This window comes from Psychrobacter sp. CX14 (assembly GCF_057396205.2).
Genome location: NZ_CM183187.1, coordinates 1,559,020 through 1,574,092, shown reverse-complemented (window position 1 = coordinate 1,574,092; position 15,073 = coordinate 1,559,020). Strand labels below are relative to the sequence as shown.

Annotated in this window: 16 protein-coding genes; 6 read left to right on the top strand and 10 right to left on the bottom strand. The window is 42.0% G+C overall.

The genetic code is table 11. The annotated features are described in order from the left end of the window. Window positions 1–33 precede the first annotated feature (33 nt). The 9 genes from AC2SLO_RS06505 to AC2SLO_RS06465 form a co-directional block, all read right to left on the bottom strand. Window positions 34–1,134 carry a DegT/DnrJ/EryC1/StrS family aminotransferase gene (locus AC2SLO_RS06505; protein ID WP_486543618.1) on the bottom strand — a complete coding sequence of 367 codons (1,101 nt, stop codon included), beginning with the start codon at window positions 1,132–1,134 and terminating at the stop codon, window positions 34–36. After that, window positions 1,131–1,592, bottom strand: coding sequence for an acyltransferase (locus AC2SLO_RS06500; protein ID WP_486543617.1), 462 nt, complete (start codon window positions 1,590–1,592; stop codon window positions 1,131–1,133). Before AC2SLO_RS06500 ends, AC2SLO_RS06505 begins: the two co-directional genes overlap by 4 nt. Beyond that, complete coding sequence (locus AC2SLO_RS06495; RefSeq protein WP_486543616.1) at window positions 1,589–1,990, bottom strand: sugar 3,4-ketoisomerase; 402 nt, start codon at window positions 1,988–1,990, stop codon at window positions 1,589–1,591. The genes AC2SLO_RS06500 and AC2SLO_RS06495 overlap by 4 nt, the downstream gene beginning before the upstream one ends. Next, window positions 1,987–2,865 carry a glucose-1-phosphate thymidylyltransferase RfbA gene (gene rfbA, locus AC2SLO_RS06490; RefSeq protein WP_486543615.1) on the bottom strand — a complete coding sequence of 293 codons (879 nt, stop codon included), beginning with the start codon at window positions 2,863–2,865 and terminating at the stop codon, window positions 1,987–1,989. The genes AC2SLO_RS06495 and rfbA overlap by 4 nt, the downstream gene beginning before the upstream one ends. A gap of 11 nt (window positions 2,866–2,876) precedes the next feature. Further along, window positions 2,877–3,935 carry a dTDP-glucose 4,6-dehydratase gene (gene rfbB / locus AC2SLO_RS06485; protein ID WP_486543614.1) on the bottom strand — a complete coding sequence of 353 codons (1,059 nt, stop codon included), beginning with the start codon at window positions 3,933–3,935 and terminating at the stop codon, window positions 2,877–2,879. A gap of 349 nt (window positions 3,936–4,284) precedes the next feature. After that, complete coding sequence (locus tag AC2SLO_RS06480) at window positions 4,285–5,217, bottom strand: branched-chain amino acid transaminase (protein WP_486543613.1); 933 nt, start codon at window positions 5,215–5,217, stop codon at window positions 4,285–4,287. A gap of 230 nt (window positions 5,218–5,447) precedes the next feature. Beyond that, complete coding sequence (gene glnE, locus AC2SLO_RS06475) at window positions 5,448–8,309, bottom strand: bifunctional [glutamate--ammonia ligase]-adenylyl-L-tyrosine phosphorylase/[glutamate--ammonia-ligase] adenylyltransferase (protein WP_486543612.1); 2,862 nt, start codon at window positions 8,307–8,309, stop codon at window positions 5,448–5,450. Between the two features lie 122 nt (window positions 8,310–8,431). Continuing rightward, on the bottom strand, window positions 8,432–9,025 hold the full coding sequence (locus tag AC2SLO_RS06470) for a phosphatase PAP2 family protein (protein WP_486543640.1): 594 nt from the start codon (window positions 9,023–9,025) through the stop codon (window positions 8,432–8,434). Between the two features lie 332 nt (window positions 9,026–9,357). Continuing rightward, a complete protein-coding gene (locus AC2SLO_RS06465; RefSeq protein ID WP_486543611.1) occupies window positions 9,358–10,809 on the bottom strand; it encodes a glycosyltransferase family 4 protein in 1,452 nt (483 codons plus the stop codon). A 263-nt stretch (window positions 10,810–11,072) separates the two neighbouring features. On the opposite strand from AC2SLO_RS06465, the gene tusD reads away from it, so the two are divergent. The 4 genes from tusD (at window position 11,073) to AC2SLO_RS06445 (ending at window position 12,773) form a co-directional block, all read left to right on the top strand. Next, window positions 11,073–11,474 carry a sulfurtransferase complex subunit TusD gene (tusD, locus tag AC2SLO_RS06460; RefSeq protein WP_486543610.1) on the top strand — a complete coding sequence of 134 codons (402 nt, stop codon included), beginning with the start codon at window positions 11,073–11,075 and terminating at the stop codon, window positions 11,472–11,474. A gap of 85 nt (window positions 11,475–11,559) precedes the next feature. After that, window positions 11,560–11,889 carry a hypothetical protein gene (locus tag AC2SLO_RS06455; RefSeq protein ID WP_486543609.1) on the top strand — a complete coding sequence of 110 codons (330 nt, stop codon included), beginning with the start codon at window positions 11,560–11,562 and terminating at the stop codon, window positions 11,887–11,889. 51 nt (window positions 11,890–11,940) lie between these two features. After that, complete coding sequence (locus tag AC2SLO_RS06450) at window positions 11,941–12,288, top strand: hypothetical protein (RefSeq protein WP_486543608.1); 348 nt, start codon at window positions 11,941–11,943, stop codon at window positions 12,286–12,288. 167 nt (window positions 12,289–12,455) lie between these two features. Continuing rightward, a complete protein-coding gene (locus tag AC2SLO_RS06445) occupies window positions 12,456–12,773 on the top strand; it encodes a TusE/DsrC/DsvC family sulfur relay protein (RefSeq protein WP_486543639.1) in 318 nt (105 codons plus the stop codon). A gap of 360 nt (window positions 12,774–13,133) precedes the next feature. On the opposite strand, the gene AC2SLO_RS06440 is transcribed toward AC2SLO_RS06445, so the two are convergent. Further along, window positions 13,134–13,679 (bottom strand): tRNA (cytidine(34)-2'-O)-methyltransferase, encoded by a 546-nt coding sequence (locus AC2SLO_RS06440; protein ID WP_486543607.1) that lies wholly within the window; start codon window positions 13,677–13,679, stop codon window positions 13,134–13,136. A gap of 373 nt (window positions 13,680–14,052) precedes the next feature. Here AC2SLO_RS06440 and AC2SLO_RS06435 point away from each other — a divergent pair, with 373 nt between their 5' ends. Next, entirely contained in the window at window positions 14,053–14,193 is a 141-nt protein-coding gene (locus tag AC2SLO_RS06435; RefSeq protein WP_486543606.1) for an entericidin A/B family lipoprotein, read from the top strand. A 303-nt stretch (window positions 14,194–14,496) separates the two neighbouring features. Beyond that, window positions 14,497–15,027 carry an inorganic diphosphatase gene (locus AC2SLO_RS06430; RefSeq protein WP_486543605.1) on the top strand — a complete coding sequence of 177 codons (531 nt, stop codon included), beginning with the start codon at window positions 14,497–14,499 and terminating at the stop codon, window positions 15,025–15,027. Window positions 15,028–15,073: the final 46 nt, after the last annotated feature.

Here is a 15,073-nt window from a genome sequence, read left to right as displayed (position 1 = left end):
AACCCATTCACAGGCTTACTCATAAATACACTATTACGGTTGATACGCATTGCATAGCTCAATGACTTTTTCAACATCACTCATCGCAAGCACAGGACTCATCGGCAAACTTAATACCTGCTGATGAATGGACTCAGTAAGTGGATAGCTTAAGTGATTCCACTCAGCATAGGCCTGCTGTTTGTGCGGCGCAATCGGATAATGAATCAAAGTTTGTACCCCATTATCAGCCAAATACTGTTGTAACTTATCGCGTGTCTCACAGCGAACCACGAACAAATGCCACACATGAGACTCACCATAAACAGCTGGCAAGGTAATGGCAGGATTGTCGATGCCATCTAAATACGCCTTCGCTACCTGACGTCTGTGCGTTATTTCATCGTCTAAATGATTCAATTTGACACTGAGCATGGCAGCTTGTATTTCATCTAGGCGGCTATTGCTACCCTGAAAAATATTTTTATATTTCTCATGTGATCCATAGTTGCGTAACGCACACAAAGTCTCAGCCAACTCATCGTCATTGGTAGTCACTGCACCCGCATCACCCAATGCGCCTAGGTTTTTGCCCGGATAAAAGCTAAAGCCTGCAGCATCGCCAAGATTCCCTGCCCTGATGCCATCAATACTGGCACCATGTGCTTGGGCGGCATCTTCTAATACCAACAAATCATGCTGCTTAGCAATCTTTATAATCTGAGTCATATCCGCCAGCTGTCCATACAGATGTACTGGCAAAATGGCTTTTGTTTTATCAGTAATGGCTGCTTGCGTATTTTTTGGGCACAAATTATAAGTAACAGGATCTGGCTCAACTAAAACTGGCGTCAACTGATTGCTGCTAATGGCCAAAATACTGGCAATATAAGTGTTGGCAGGGACAATCACTTCATCACCTTGTTGCAGTTTGCCTAATAGCATCCAAGCTTTTAAAGTTAGAGACAACGCCTCTAAACCATTGGCAACACCTATACAGTGCTTAGCGCCACAATATTGAGCAAAGTTTTGTTCAAAAGTTTCAAGCTCGTTACCAGTGATATACCAACCTGAATCAATAACACGGGTGGCTGCCTCAATAAGTGCGTCTCTATACTGCTTGTTTACTGCTTTTAAATCTAAAAAGGGAATCATTTTATATACCTAATAATTTTTGCTGGATTACCGACAACTACTGCGTAAGCGGGTACATCTTTGGTAACTACTGCCCCTGCACCGACCATAGCGTATTCTCCTACCGTTATACCTGGTAGAAGGGTGGCATTTGCACCAATGCTTGCCCCTTTTTTTAACGTAATTCCTGCCAGCTGTTCGGGATATTGTTTAGAACGAGGCATCATATCATTGGTCAAAGTGGCATTAGGACCCAAAAACACATTATCCTCGATACGTGTACCTGACCACACATACACACCTGATTTTAATGTGACATTATTACCAATAACAACGTCATCTTCTACAAAGGTATGAGCACAAATATTGCAGTTTCTACCAATTACTGCACCTTGCAAAATAACTGCAAACTGCCAAACTCGTGTCTGCTCACCAATCTGTGTCGAAGCCACATCTGCCAAATGATGGATAAAACTCATTGACTCACACTCTTCAAAAACTCATCATAATCACGAATATAATCCGCTTCATCATAGTGTTCACTGGCCAAGACTAATAACACACAATCGTCACTAAAATCATGCATTTCACGCCAAACCATATCACCAATTAACAAGCCCTTACTCGGTGAGTCTAGCCAGACCTCTTCTTTGGTATGACCGTCATCTAAGAGCATTCGACACTTTCCAGATACGCAAACTGCAAGCTGCTGCAACTGATGATGCGCATGAAAACCACGCGCCACGCCAGCTTTAGTGTCAAATATATAATAGACACGCTTGATCGCAAAGGGGATGGTATCTGAGGCTTCCACTGCCACTAAAGACCCTCTATCATCTCCGAGAGTCGGTAAATCTACCAGTCTGATTAAACTCATAACTTACCTTCCACAAGTGCTAATAGATATTGACCATAGCTATTTTTATTTAGCTTTTTCCCTTGCTCAAGTACCTGCTCTTTGGTTAACCAACCATTGTTATAGGCAATCTCCTCTAAGCAAGCAACCTTGTAGCCTTGACGCTTCTCAATGGTCTCGACAAACATACCTGCTTCCAGTAGGCTTTCATGAGTCCCTGTATCTAGCCAAGCAAAGCCTCGACCAAGCAGCTCAACATTTAAGTCACCACGCTGCAAATACATCTGGTTAATGCTGGTAATTTCCAGCTCACCACGCTCTGAAGGCTGTACCTGCTTCGCCATCTCAACCACATCGTTGTCATAGAAATAAAGACCGGTCACCGCAAAGTTGGATTTAGGATGAGTCGGCTTTTCTTCTAATGAGATAGCACGTTGATTGTCATCAAATTCAACCACGCCAAAACGCTCAGGATCTTTGACCTGATAACCAAACACGGTTGCGCCACTACGACGTGCTGCCGCAGCTTTTAACATCGGCGTAAAGCCTTGACCGTAAAAAATATTGTCACCCAGCACCAAGCACACGTTGCTATCACCAATAAAATCTTCACCGATAACAAAGGCTTGTGCCAAACCGTCCGGACTAGGCTGAACTGCATAAGAGATATGCACGCCAAGCTGATTACCATCACCTAATAGACGCTTAAAGCCATCGATATCTTCTGGGGTACTAATGACGAGAATATCTTGGATACTCGACAACATTAATACGGACAGAGGATAATAAATCATCGGCTTATCATAAATGGGCAGCAACTGCTTAGACACGCCTTTGGTAATGGGATATAAGCGTGTTCCTGAGCCACCTGCAAGAATGATTCCTTTGGTATTCATTTGTTTGCTCATTATGGCTGTACTCCCAATCTTTCACGTTGATAACTGCCGTCTTGGACACGGCGGCACCAAGTTAAATTATCTAGATACCATTGTACTGTTTTACGGATACCCGTTGCAAAAGTCTCCTCTGGTGTCCAACCAAGCTCTTGTTGTATCTTCGAGGCATCAATGGCATAGCGTAAATCGTGACCAGGACGGTCTTTGACGAAGGTAATTAACAACTCATACGGCTGACCATTGGCTTGAGGTTGCAGCTCATCGAGGATTTGACAGATGGTTTTTACCACCTCTATATTCTGCTTCTCGTTGTGACCACCTATATTGTAAGTCTCGCCGATTGCGCCTTCGCTAATCACTGTATACAACGCACGAGCATGATCTTCAACATACAGCCAATCACGAATTTGAGTACCTTCACCATATACTGGCAGCGGCTTACCTTCCAAGGCATTTAAAATAACCAAGGGAATCAGTTTTTCTGGAAAATGATAGGGTCCGTAATTATTCGAGCAATTGGTAATCAGCACTGGCAAGCCATATGTGCGATGCCAAGCTCTCACCAAATGGTCTGAGCTGGCTTTGGACGCCGAATAAGGTGAACTTGGTGCGTAAGGTGTGGTTTCAGTGAATAAATCTGTTGTGTGCTCTAAGTCACCATAGACTTCATCGGTAGACACATGGTGAAATTTAAAGCCTGCTTTTTTATCAGCCTCTAGTCCTTGCCAGTATTGACGTGCTACCTCTAATAAGGTGTAGGTACCGACTATATTGGTATGAATAAACTCGGCAGGTCCATCAATTGAACGGTCTACATGTGACTCAGCAGCCAAGTGCATGATAACGTCTGGTTTAAAGGTTTTAAACGCATGTTCCACCGATTGCTTATCACAGATATCTATTTTCTGAAAGCTGTACCTAGGGCTATTTTCAATTGATTGTAGCGACTCTAAATTTCCCGCATAGGTAAGCTTGTCAACGTTAAGTACCTCATCTTGGGTGTTATCAATAATATGGCGCACCACAGCAGAACCGATAAAGCCTGCACCGCCGGTCACTAATATTTTCATAATCTATAATCTTTTTTGTGTTTGCTGTTTAGTGTTTAGTGTTTAGTGTTTAGTGTTTAGTGTTTAAAATTTAACGCTAAGTAGTTAAAGTTAGGTATTTAAAGTGTATATGAAATCAATCTATTATTTTATACATAAAAAATATTTTTTATAGATAAAAACTGTTATTAATATTGTGGACTCGACAGAAATCTATACAAATAAAAAAGCAAAGGCCATACCTTTGCTTTTCTTATTAACACACTTTATTGACACATTTTATTGACTGAGCTTGTTAACTTGCTTTCTTGACTCAACTACTTAAGCTTTTTGAGTTGTCATATAAATAACAGCTCATTCGTCATGGCTGTTATTCGTCAATAAAAGTTAACCAATCTTTATACTGCTCATTACGCCCATGCACCACATCAAAATAGAGCGTTTGCAGCTTCTCAGTAATCTCTCCACGGCCACCATTACCAATCTCACGGTCATCATATTCACGAATCGGTGTGACTTCGGCTGCTGTACCGGTCATAAATACTTCATCTGCCAAATAAAACTCATCACGAGTAATACGGCGCTCGGTGACTTTAATTCCTAAGTCTTCTGCAAATTGAATAATCGTACGACGGGTAATACCATCTAATGCACCGCCGCCCAAGTCTGGTGTATGTAGCTCACCATTTTTAACTAAAAATAAGTTTTCACCAGAGCCTTGGCATACATAACCTTGTGGATCCATCAAGATGGCTTCATCATAGCCATTACGAGTCACCTCCTGATTGGCCATAATCGATACGGGATAATTGCTGGCTGCTTTGGCTTTACACATGGTCACGTTGGTCATGTGATGGGTATACGAAGAGGTTTTAACACGGATACCTTTTTCAATACCCTCTTCCCCAAGATATGCACCCCATTTCCAAGCCGCTACCATCGCATTGATACTGTTATCGCGTGACGATAAACCTAACTTCTCTGCACCTACCCAAATTAGTGGACGAATGTAGGCAGAGTCAAAGCCATTTTGCTTAACCACATCTTTTTGGGCTTGGTCTAAAGCCGCTTTATCATAAGGCACTTTCATTTGAAAAATCTTGGCTGAGCCTAATAGACGCTCGGTATGGTCGTCTAATCTAAATATAGCCGTACGACCGTCATCTGTTTGATACGCACGCACGCCCTCAAAGACAGCCATACCATAATGCAAGCTATGGGTTAATACGTGTACCTTTGCATCGGGTTGATTAATCATGTCACCGTTTAACCAGAGTTTTCCGTCAGTCGTTGCCATATTCATAAAGTTTATTCCATATTTTCAAATTCAATAAAACTAAAAACAATTTTTTTAGCAAAAAATAAAGTATAGCATTGCTGACTAATTTGACTGTCAAATTTTAGTTTAATCAAACATATTTTTTGGTTATAACCCATTTCTAGTTATAGCCAAGCTTCAGTTATGGCTTAGTCAGCACCTTAGCAAACCACTTACTAAAGACGCAATAAAGAACAGTCAAATAAGGATGGTCGCTATGCAATAATCTCATTCCATTTAGAGATAACGTATTCGCGGCAATCTATCCAAATTGACTCATCAACAACCACATTTTCATTTGCCAAAGCCAATTGATGCATTGCAGCTCTCAATAATAAATAAGACTGAGTCAAACCTTCACAAGTCTCTCTATCCCAAACGCCATGCTCCGCTAAACTTTCAAAAATTCTAACATTATCGCTCCACTGCACCAAATCCGGATAGTCATGAGCGTGAGCAAGTACACCGTACTGCGCCATAAATTCGATATCAACAATACCGCCTGCGTCTTGTTTCAGATGGAACTTGCCTTGCTCTTGCATCTGTTTGTCACTGCCTAAATGATCTTTCATCTTGGCGCGCATCTCAATCACATTCTTCTTAAGCTCATTCAAATCACGGCTTTGGGTCAATACTTGCTTACGAATATGGTTAAAGGCATTCATGACACGATTATCGCCGCATATCGCACGCGCTCTAACCAGTGCTTGATGCTCCCACACCCATGCTTTCTCTAGTTGATAACGCTCAAATGAGCGGCTAGAGACCACCATCATGCCTGCATTACCAGACGGTCTAAGGCGCATATCAATCTCATAAGCACGGCCATCGCGCGTTTGGGTATTAAGGTAAGTCATCAGCTTCTGAGCTAAACGAGCCGTAAATTTCATTCCACTTACTGGCTTATTACCCGTGGTCATCGCCTGCTCATTAATTTGATGAATAAATACCAAATCAAGGTCGGAGGTATACGACATTTCAATACCCCCAAGCTTGCCATAGCCAATAATTGCAAAGCCGCTATGCGCTTCAGTTACTGACTCGCCTTGCTGATTAATAGGATAGCCATGACGTTTCACTAATTCTGCAAAGGCGCGCTCTAAAGCAAATTCGAGCACCACCTCTGCCACATAGGTCAGCGAGTCCGAGACTTTCATAATCGGGCGTTCTGCTAGGACATCACTGGCTGCCACCGCCAATACTTGATTGTTTTTAAACAGCCTGAGCACGTTTAAGAGCATTTCTTCATCGTCAGGCTCAACACGTAATAAGCGCTGACGCAGAATGTCGCGCAGCTCGTCTTTATCCGGCAAATAACGATAGCGCTGCTGCAAGAACGAGTCTAACAACACAGGATAACGGATTAACTCGCCAGCAATCCAAGGACTTGCAGAGAGCATCGGGATTAGATTAACCGTGGCATCTGGGTTTTCTGCAAGCATCACCAAATAAATAGACCGGCGTGAGATGGCTTCTAGCAAATCAATCAAACGAGGCAAAGCAATATTTGCCAGTCCCTGCTTAGCTTCATGGGTTAAAAGCGCATGTACCAACACAGGATAGGCAGCATCCAAACGCTCTCTGGCCTCCTCAGATAAATTTGCCACCATCTTACTGTCCCAAAACTGTTGCAGCTTTTGGGCATTCTCTTCGTTTAAAATATCTTCAAGACAGCTGATTTCGTTACCATCATAGTCGACAGTACTGGTCGGTGTCTGACGCTCAGTCACCATACGATCAAACGGTACATGTACATTACGGCGATGCTCGTTTAAGCGTTGTAGGAAAGACTGCCAATTCTCAAAGCCCAAGGTAATGGCTAGATTATGCTGACATTCAGGATTGCTCGGTAATCGCTGCGTCTGTTGATCATTCACCGCTTGAATCGCATGCTCCACTCGGCGGAAGAATCGATAAGCCGCTTCTAAATTACGGTAAGTTTCATCATCCAAGAAGTCAAAGTCATTGAGCACTTGCATTGCTTGCAAACAGGATTTCACTTCAAGTTGACTATGCCGCCCGCCATAAATAAGCTGAAACGCTTGTACCACAAATTCAATATCACGAATACCACCGGCACCTAATTTGACATTGTCTAAATCCTCACGCTGTGCGACCTGATTTTGAATCAAGGATTTCATTTCACGCAAAGCGGCAAAGGCACTGTAATCGACATAGTATCTAAAGACAAAAGGCTTAATAATATCTTCTAAATTATCAGCAAATACTTCATCGACCTCATTGACCACACGCGCTTTTAACCATGCAAAACGCTCCCAAGCTCGTCCATGCGCAGAAAAATACTTATCGAGCGCAGACAGATGAATGGCAAGATCACTACCCTCACCCCATGGTCTAAGACGCATATCAACACGGAACACAAAGCCTTCTGCGGTATTACTATCCAATATTTTGATAATGCCTTGACCTAGGCGAATCATAAACCGCTTGTTATCAATGCACTTGGTACCTGTTGATTTATCGCCATCTGTCTCACCGCGGTGACGATGCACAAAAATCAAATCAATATCACTAGACAAGTTCAGCTCTTGTGCGCCAAGTTTACCCATAGCAAATATCGCCATATCATCAAACTGACGCTCGCCTTTGGTATCGATATAGGTGGGACGACCGTAGCGTGCAACCAGCTGTTGCCAAACATAGTCTTTAGTAAAGATAATGCAAGTATCCGCAAAATCAGACAATTCAAGCGTCAACTGCTCAAGAGAGATAATACCCAGCGCATCTTCCCAAATCCAGCGCATCATAAGCAGCTCACGCAAGCGACGTAAACCTCGCATCACGCCGGCTTCATCAGCACGCTCAAGCCCGCCATCTAAACCATCATCTAACGTATAGTCATCTATCAAATCACTAATCTGCTGACGCGTTAAGCTCTCCCCTAAGGGATAACTGGTCAGAAAGTTCTGGCAAACAGCGGGTTTGTTTTCCCATATTTGATAGGCAAAAGGGCTAGCGATTTTAAGGGTTTGAATATGCTCTGTCGTTAATTGACTGGGGGTTAAGGGTAGCGTGGACTGAGCTAAATGATTGGCGAGACTGTTATCAGAAGGCATGGTAGGGAACGGCTCCTTGAAAGTGCTAGTGTGCTATAAGCCTACCACATAAAAAGAGGTTATAAGATGACTCTTCGTGTTAAATTTTTATATTGTTATGCTAAGAATAATGCTGGCTTAAGTTACAGCGTGAGCCATAACGGCAAGCTGCTTTCTATACCTGATTGTAGACTTGGCGCCCAAAAAGATAGGCCATAACCGATACCTGCACCAATCAAGACATCCGTTGGATAATGTAGACCTAACACCATACGTGATAACGCAACTAAGATGGCAAACGGCAACATTAAGGGTAATAACTCTGGGAAGTATCCGCCTAATGTGGCCGTGAATAACACCGCTTGCAGTGTATGCCCAGATGGGAAGCTAAACACATCTAGCGGACGCTCGCCTAATACAATTACTTGATGCACTTGATAAGGTCTTGGGCGTACAGTTTTGACTTTTAATAGCTTATAAATAACCAGTCCGACCATACTCACAATCAAGGTAGTTATGAGGGGCAAGATGGCTGAAGTACCATAGAATATTAAGGCGGTGGCAAGCATGATATACCAGAACCAGCCATCACCCAATCGACTGATGGTTTTGAAGAATAAAGCGACCACATAGTTGGTTGAATAGCGATTAATATGGATACATAAGTTGGTATCCCAAGAGATGAACTGGTTGACATAAACTGCCACAACTGGGTTGCGTGAAAACAGGGTGAATATAGGGCTAGGTGCAACTGCTGGCTCTATTATTTTACGACTCGTAGCTGGCTTAGTTTTAACAGATTTCAAAACGTATCCCCTTATTTATGATGGTTAAAATCAACCGGTTTGTGCGTTTGATTAAATCATCTTGTGTGCAGTACTCATTTAAATTAATCGTCAAATTTACATCTCATTAATTGCTTATCACCTCTATTTATCGCTCAGTTCAATGACTATTTTAACTATACTCTTATTTAATCAAACTCTAGCTAAACGGTTGATTATATTTAATTTTATAAAATACTTACGTAAAAATTTATGTCATATCATTCTTAGTATTTATATCATGGTTAGTAACTGGTGCTCATTTTTTTGGTGTCAGCAACCGCATGATTGAACATGGTAAGCATCTGCTTTGCCGGACGTTGCCATGAAAATCCAGATACGCACTGTGCGGCATTAGCACCTTGCTCTTTTAACTGCTGCATCTTTGGCAGTGCCGCCACTTGGTTAATAAAGGCCTTCTTATCTCCCATAGCGACCAGACCGCCGCGACTTGACGTAACCAACATACCGGCTGCGGCATCATCAAAGGCATAAACGGGTAAACCGCTTGCCATTGCTTCAACTACCACGTTACCGAAGGTCTCAACTTGACTGGCGAAAACAAACACATCACCGCTGGCGTAGTGTCTGGATAAATCCTCGCCTGTCTGGAGGCCTGCAAACACAATATCGTCACCACTATCAGCCGCTAAGGCTTCAAGGCGTGCTCTATCGGGTCCGTCACCGACAATGACTAACTTAACTGCGCGGTGAAGTTGATCGCGCTGTAAGGCTTTGAAGCTTTGGATAACTAAATCGACGCCTTTTTCAGGAGACAATCGGCTCACCATAATTAGCACTGTATGCTGCTTTTGCGCGCCCCACTGTGCTCTTAACTCTTCACTACGGTATTGCGGATTAAAGCGCTCCAAATCGATACCACGACCCACTTCGACCAAGCGTTTAAAACCAAGTTGATCTAAGTCTTTAAAGGTCTTATGGCTTGGCACGCAGGTCGCTTTAGAGACGTTATGGAACCATTTAAAATAAGCCATAATCGGCCCTGCTAATACGCCTAGACCAAAGTGTTTACTAAAGTCATGAAACTGGGTGTGATACCCTGTCGTTGCTGGTATCTTAAGACGTTTTGCCGCCAATAATGCTGTCAGACCCAAAGGCCCCTCTGTTGCGATATGCACCACATCCGGCTGCAAACGCTCAAGCTCTTTTTTGATGGTAAAATAGGCCGGCAAGCCAAATTGCAAATCAGGGTATTTGGGAATAGCAAGCCCTTTGACCTGAATATCATGGCTAATAAACTTTCTATTTACATGGTTTGTCAAAGCTGTATCACTGTGTTCAGCTACCTTATCCGGTGATACGCTATAGATATTCTCAGTTGAGGCGGATTTAGATCTAGGCTTGGGTCTCAGCAAGCTGATATCATGACCGGCTAAATGAAGCTGCTTCATTAATTGCTGTAAGCTCATTGCTACACCATTGACATCCGGTGCCCATGTTTCTGTGACCAATAGCACATGTAGCCCTTGCGAGGTATTTTGATGGGCTGTAGAGTTTGAGCTTACCGATGCGGTTTCTGGCATACTGGTTGCTGCGCTGACACTGTCCATAACTCGACGCTGTAATCCTGTATGACTGTCTGTGATAGCGTTATAAGTCATCGCCATATTACGTTTTACACTGTCTTTAACTTGGGTCACATTAACGTTTGCTGCTGATACGGTGTCCCTTAACATGTTGAACTCCATTTAATTATTTCTTCTATAATGTCACTGTACGTTAGTCATCTGACAGTTTTATGGCGTTTTAATCACAGTTTGATGACAGTCCTACCCTAATATCAGTACACCACCTATCCATCGATTTGAAATACGTGACAGACTTAAGAGAACTTAGTCCTTACGTGATAAAACGTTACTTTGCTTGAGAAATAAGCAACTGACCCTAATAATAGCGATAGATGATCATCAATCCCATTTGCCGCCATGTGATACCGCCTATGTCTACTTTATTACTGATTACTGCCGATCCTAGCCAGCCCATTGCGTGGCATGCGTATCGTTATGCCAAAGCATTTTTGCAGGCCAATACTGAGGAGCAAGCAAACGTGCAAAAGCTGAGCATCTTTTTTTATGCAGATGCCGCTCATACAGCCAACAAATTGCGCTGGCAAACCGCTGACAGATCTGATTTAACCAAAGCTTGGATAAACTTAAGTGAGCAATATAAACAAAGCTTACCGGTCTGCGTCAGCACAGCATTAACTCGCGGCGTGACCGATAGCGACAATGCTGCCCGCCATCAATTAGACAGCGATAACATTGCCTCAGGCTTTGAGTTAGTGGGCTTAGGAGAATTGGCAGAACAACTGGCCAATGCCAATAAAGTTATTCAGTTTTAGCGTTGCTATCTATTAAAAGCTGTCGTCTATTTAACATTAGAGTAGATAGGCTATTAGATACAAAAGGCCCAATATTTAATAAGGAATGTGTGTGTCTATACTGATTCGTTTAACCACCCCGTCCGAAACTGCGACTTATGAAGGCTGTGCACTGGCGTTGACCATGGCGACCTTTGGTAATAATGTACAGCTAATGCTTGGTAGTTCAGTGTTTGGCATATTAATGCAGCCAGATAGCCGCTTGCATGGCATGATTAAGTCACTAGACTTATATGATTTACCGCCGGCTTGGCTCCCTGATGATGTCTTTAGCAGTTGGATTTCAGGTATGGTACCTAAAGAGATTGCTCAGCAGATTGAGTTTATCCCTGAAGACTTTGACTCTCAGCAATTTGAGCACGTTTTTACCTTTTAACACGCCCTAGTCATTACCTTTCTCTATCTGCGATTAATAAGTTGACCAATTATGACCACCTTGTTTCAAATACATGCCAATATGACCAATCTAAAGTCTCTTTTGCAAGAGATGGCAACCTTATGGCACGCCGGTGATAGCGTTTTATTATTGGGAGAAACTGCGGCTTATTTAGACTGGTTTCATGCGTATGTCGATGACATTAACGCTAATGATGAAATAGAGGCAGAGATTCGCGAAATTGACGGCTTATTTGTCTTATCTGATGATATTCAGGTGTTAAATGATAGCGCGATAATTAACCTAAACTTAGGTCAGGTTAAACAGCTAACCGACAACGACTGGATAGCACTAACTGATAAAGTGGACCGAGTTATTACTCTAACCAGAACGGTTTAAATTTTTTGGCTTAGGCTATTTATGTCAGCGCATTTTTATTATCTTAACTTTCATTATCTTAAAAATTGATGAACCCTTTACCCTACCTTTAATAGAGCCTTTTTATGACCCACTCTAAAATTCATACTGAGGATAATCAGTCACCAAACGTTAATAATAGCGCTTCTTTGAATAACCTAGCACTTGATGAAGAAGGTCATCTGGTTGACCATACCGCATGGACACCTGAAATCGCTCAACAGCTTGCTAATACGCTTAATATCACCTTAACGGATACTCATTATGAAATCCTGACTCAAGTTCGCATGTTTCACCAAGAGTTTAATCACCCGCCTGCAACGCGGCCACTGATTAAATATTTGATGAGAACTCTGCCGAAGCATGACATTAGCAATCAGCAGTTACAGCAGCTGTTCAAGACTGGATTGGTTGCACGTCATGTAAATCGTATTGCCGGACTGCCTAAACCGCCTAATTGTTTATAATTAAATGCAAAAAATCCCGTCTATTTGGTAGACGGGCTTTTTATTATTATTTGAACTTAGGGCGTGTGGAACATTCGCAAATTAGCACTGCTGATAGCTAAAATTGTTTCAGACTAGGCGTAAACCGTAGTTAATGTCTAGACCTTGACTAGGTTTGCAACAACGTCTGAGGCGATTTTAGCATCAGCCCTGCGGGGCGGGACTCTTTTTTGCCAATATATTGCGAAATTGTCTAACTTAGAATGACTAAGCGTCAAAAATTTCACTGCATATTGACTAAAAAATAGTCGCCGCCAGTGCCATGGTCGAATGTTCCACACGCCCTAATAAAAACAGCTTAGCTACTTAAGCTATTCAGAATTATTTGGGATCATATGGCGTCAGCTCAGTGTACCCAGTACTGCGCCCCTCATCACCGAAGAACCCTTGTTGACGCCATACCTCATACAGGCAGATACCCACGCTATTGGCTAAATTAAGACTACGCGAATCGGGTAACATCGGTAATCTTAGCCAGTTATGTTCGCCAATGTCCGCTCTGATATTATCGGCCAACCCTGCTGTTTCTGAACCAAATACTAAAGCGATATTTTCAGGTATCCCTTCAGCATCCGTGTCACTAAAGTCATACTCATAAAAAGGATGGCTTAGCTTTGTGGTTAATGCCACCATCCGCTTGCATCCTGATTGTTGCAGTGCGTCTTTTGCTTGCTGCCAATCTTTATGTACCTTTATGTTGGCATATTCGTGATAATCCAATCCCGCACGCTTTAACTTTTTATCTTCCAAATCAAATCCAAGTGGCTCTACTAAATGCAGCTGAGCGCCGGTGTTGGCACATAGGCGAATAGCACTACCCGTATTATTTGGGATTCTTGGATTTACAAGTACGATGTGGATGGTCATTAACACTGCCCTTTAATGGTCTAATAAAGATTTAGAAAATAGCTATTAAGTTTACAATTCTATGACATTTTACAGTAAATTCATCACATTTCTATGTTGTTGTGTCTGTCACTATTGATATATTATGTTACTAAGGATGACGCCTATGTGTCTTACCTAATAATTGAATTTTCTGTTTCTATTTTGAGTTTTTATTTGCCGTTACGTATTGAAGTGACACTTAAATAATGAGCTTTAATAAATAGATAGCTCGTTGCATTCATAACGGGTTAAATTGATTATTGGTAAGCATTTTTATATTATTGCGACATTCTTAAATTTACCGTCATTATCTATTTTATTATTCTTTTTTCCTCACTATTAAGGACTAAATATGAAAAAGTTAGCTATCGCTTCTTTAACTGCTCTAGTTGTACTATCTGGTTGCAACACTTTCAAAGGTTTTGGTCAAGACGTTTCTAAAGCTGGTGACGGCGTTAGCAACGCAGCTGACAAAGTTGAAAAGAAAATCTAAGATACTTATTCTTAAGTTTTCTACCTTATTGCGTCTTAATTTGCAGGTATTGTTCCCTGTACTTATTTCATATTAAGTCTGCGATAAGCATAATAGAAGCTCACCTTACGGTGGGCTTTTATTTTAGCTAGGTTTTGGTGTCTTAAAGGCTTTGAGACACGTCATATACCCTGTTGATAGTTGCTAATGTTAATTTGGAATAGTGTCATAACTTGGCATCTAACCAAAACTTGGTATAATCAGCATGACATTGATAACCATTACAATATAACGCTCATACTAGAGCCCCTACTGGAGAAAAAGATGGCAGATTTTAACGTAATTTTAGATGCAGGCGATGTTGACGGTGGCGAGATTAACGTTGTTGTTGAAATCCCAACAGGAAGCAACCACAAGATTGAGTGGAACCGTGAATTAGCGGTGTTTGAACTAGACCGTGTTGAGCCCGCTATCTTTGCTAAACCATGTAACTATGGCTTCATTCCACAAACTCTTGATGAAGATGGTGATGAGCTTGATGCCCTAATCATCACTGAGCAGCCACTAACGACTGGTATTTTCTTAAAAGCCAAAGTTATCGGCGTAATGAAGTTTGTTGATGATAGCGAAGTAGATGATAAAATCGTTGTTGTTCCTGCAGACGACCGTAACAACGGCAATGCCTACAACAGCTTAGAAGACCTACCAAAACGTCTAATCGAACAGCTAGAGTTCCATTTCAGCCACTACAAAGACCTTAAGAAAGCAGGCACTACTGTTGTTCAGTCTTGGGGCGATGTTGCTGAAGCAAAAGAGGTTATCAAAGAAGCGATTCAGCGCTGGAAAGATAAATAAGCCCTTCTTTACTAGCTACCAATACTTACTATCATAAGATGATATG

Excerpts from the sequence above, each read along its gene's own strand:
- AC2SLO_RS06505 (WP_486543618.1), bottom strand. The coding sequence starts at position 1,134 with ATGATTCCCTTTTTAGATTTAAAAGCAGTAAACAAGCAGTATAGAGAC.
- AC2SLO_RS06435 (WP_486543606.1), top strand. The coding sequence starts at position 14,053 with ATGAAAAAGTTAGCTATCGCTTCTTTAACTGCTCTAGTTGTACTATCT.
- rfbA (WP_486543615.1), bottom strand. The coding sequence starts at position 2,865 with ATGAATACCAAAGGAATCATTCTTGCAGGTGGCTCAGGAACACGCTTA.
- rfbB (WP_486543614.1), bottom strand. The coding sequence starts at position 3,935 with ATGAAAATATTAGTGACCGGCGGTGCAGGCTTTATCGGTTCTGCTGTG.
- AC2SLO_RS06480 (WP_486543613.1), bottom strand. The coding sequence starts at position 5,217 with ATGAATATGGCAACGACTGACGGAAAACTCTGGTTAAACGGTGACATG.
- AC2SLO_RS06495 (WP_486543616.1), bottom strand. The coding sequence starts at position 1,990 with ATGAGTTTAATCAGACTGGTAGATTTACCGACTCTCGGAGATGATAGA.
- AC2SLO_RS06430 (WP_486543605.1), top strand. The coding sequence starts at position 14,497 with ATGGCAGATTTTAACGTAATTTTAGATGCAGGCGATGTTGACGGTGGC.
- tusD (WP_486543610.1), top strand. The coding sequence starts at position 11,073 with ATGTCTACTTTATTACTGATTACTGCCGATCCTAGCCAGCCCATTGCG.
- AC2SLO_RS06455 (WP_486543609.1), top strand. The coding sequence starts at position 11,560 with ATGTGTGTGTCTATACTGATTCGTTTAACCACCCCGTCCGAAACTGCG.
- AC2SLO_RS06440 (WP_486543607.1), bottom strand. The coding sequence starts at position 13,679 with ATGACCATCCACATCGTACTTGTAAATCCAAGAATCCCAAATAATACG.
- AC2SLO_RS06500 (WP_486543617.1), bottom strand. The coding sequence starts at position 1,592 with ATGAGTTTTATCCATCATTTGGCAGATGTGGCTTCGACACAGATTGGT.
- AC2SLO_RS06450 (WP_486543608.1), top strand. The coding sequence starts at position 11,941 with ATGACCACCTTGTTTCAAATACATGCCAATATGACCAATCTAAAGTCT.
- glnE (WP_486543612.1), bottom strand. The coding sequence starts at position 8,309 with ATGCCTTCTGATAACAGTCTCGCCAATCATTTAGCTCAGTCCACGCTA.
- AC2SLO_RS06465 (WP_486543611.1), bottom strand. The coding sequence starts at position 10,809 with ATGTTAAGGGACACCGTATCAGCAGCAAACGTTAATGTGACCCAAGTT.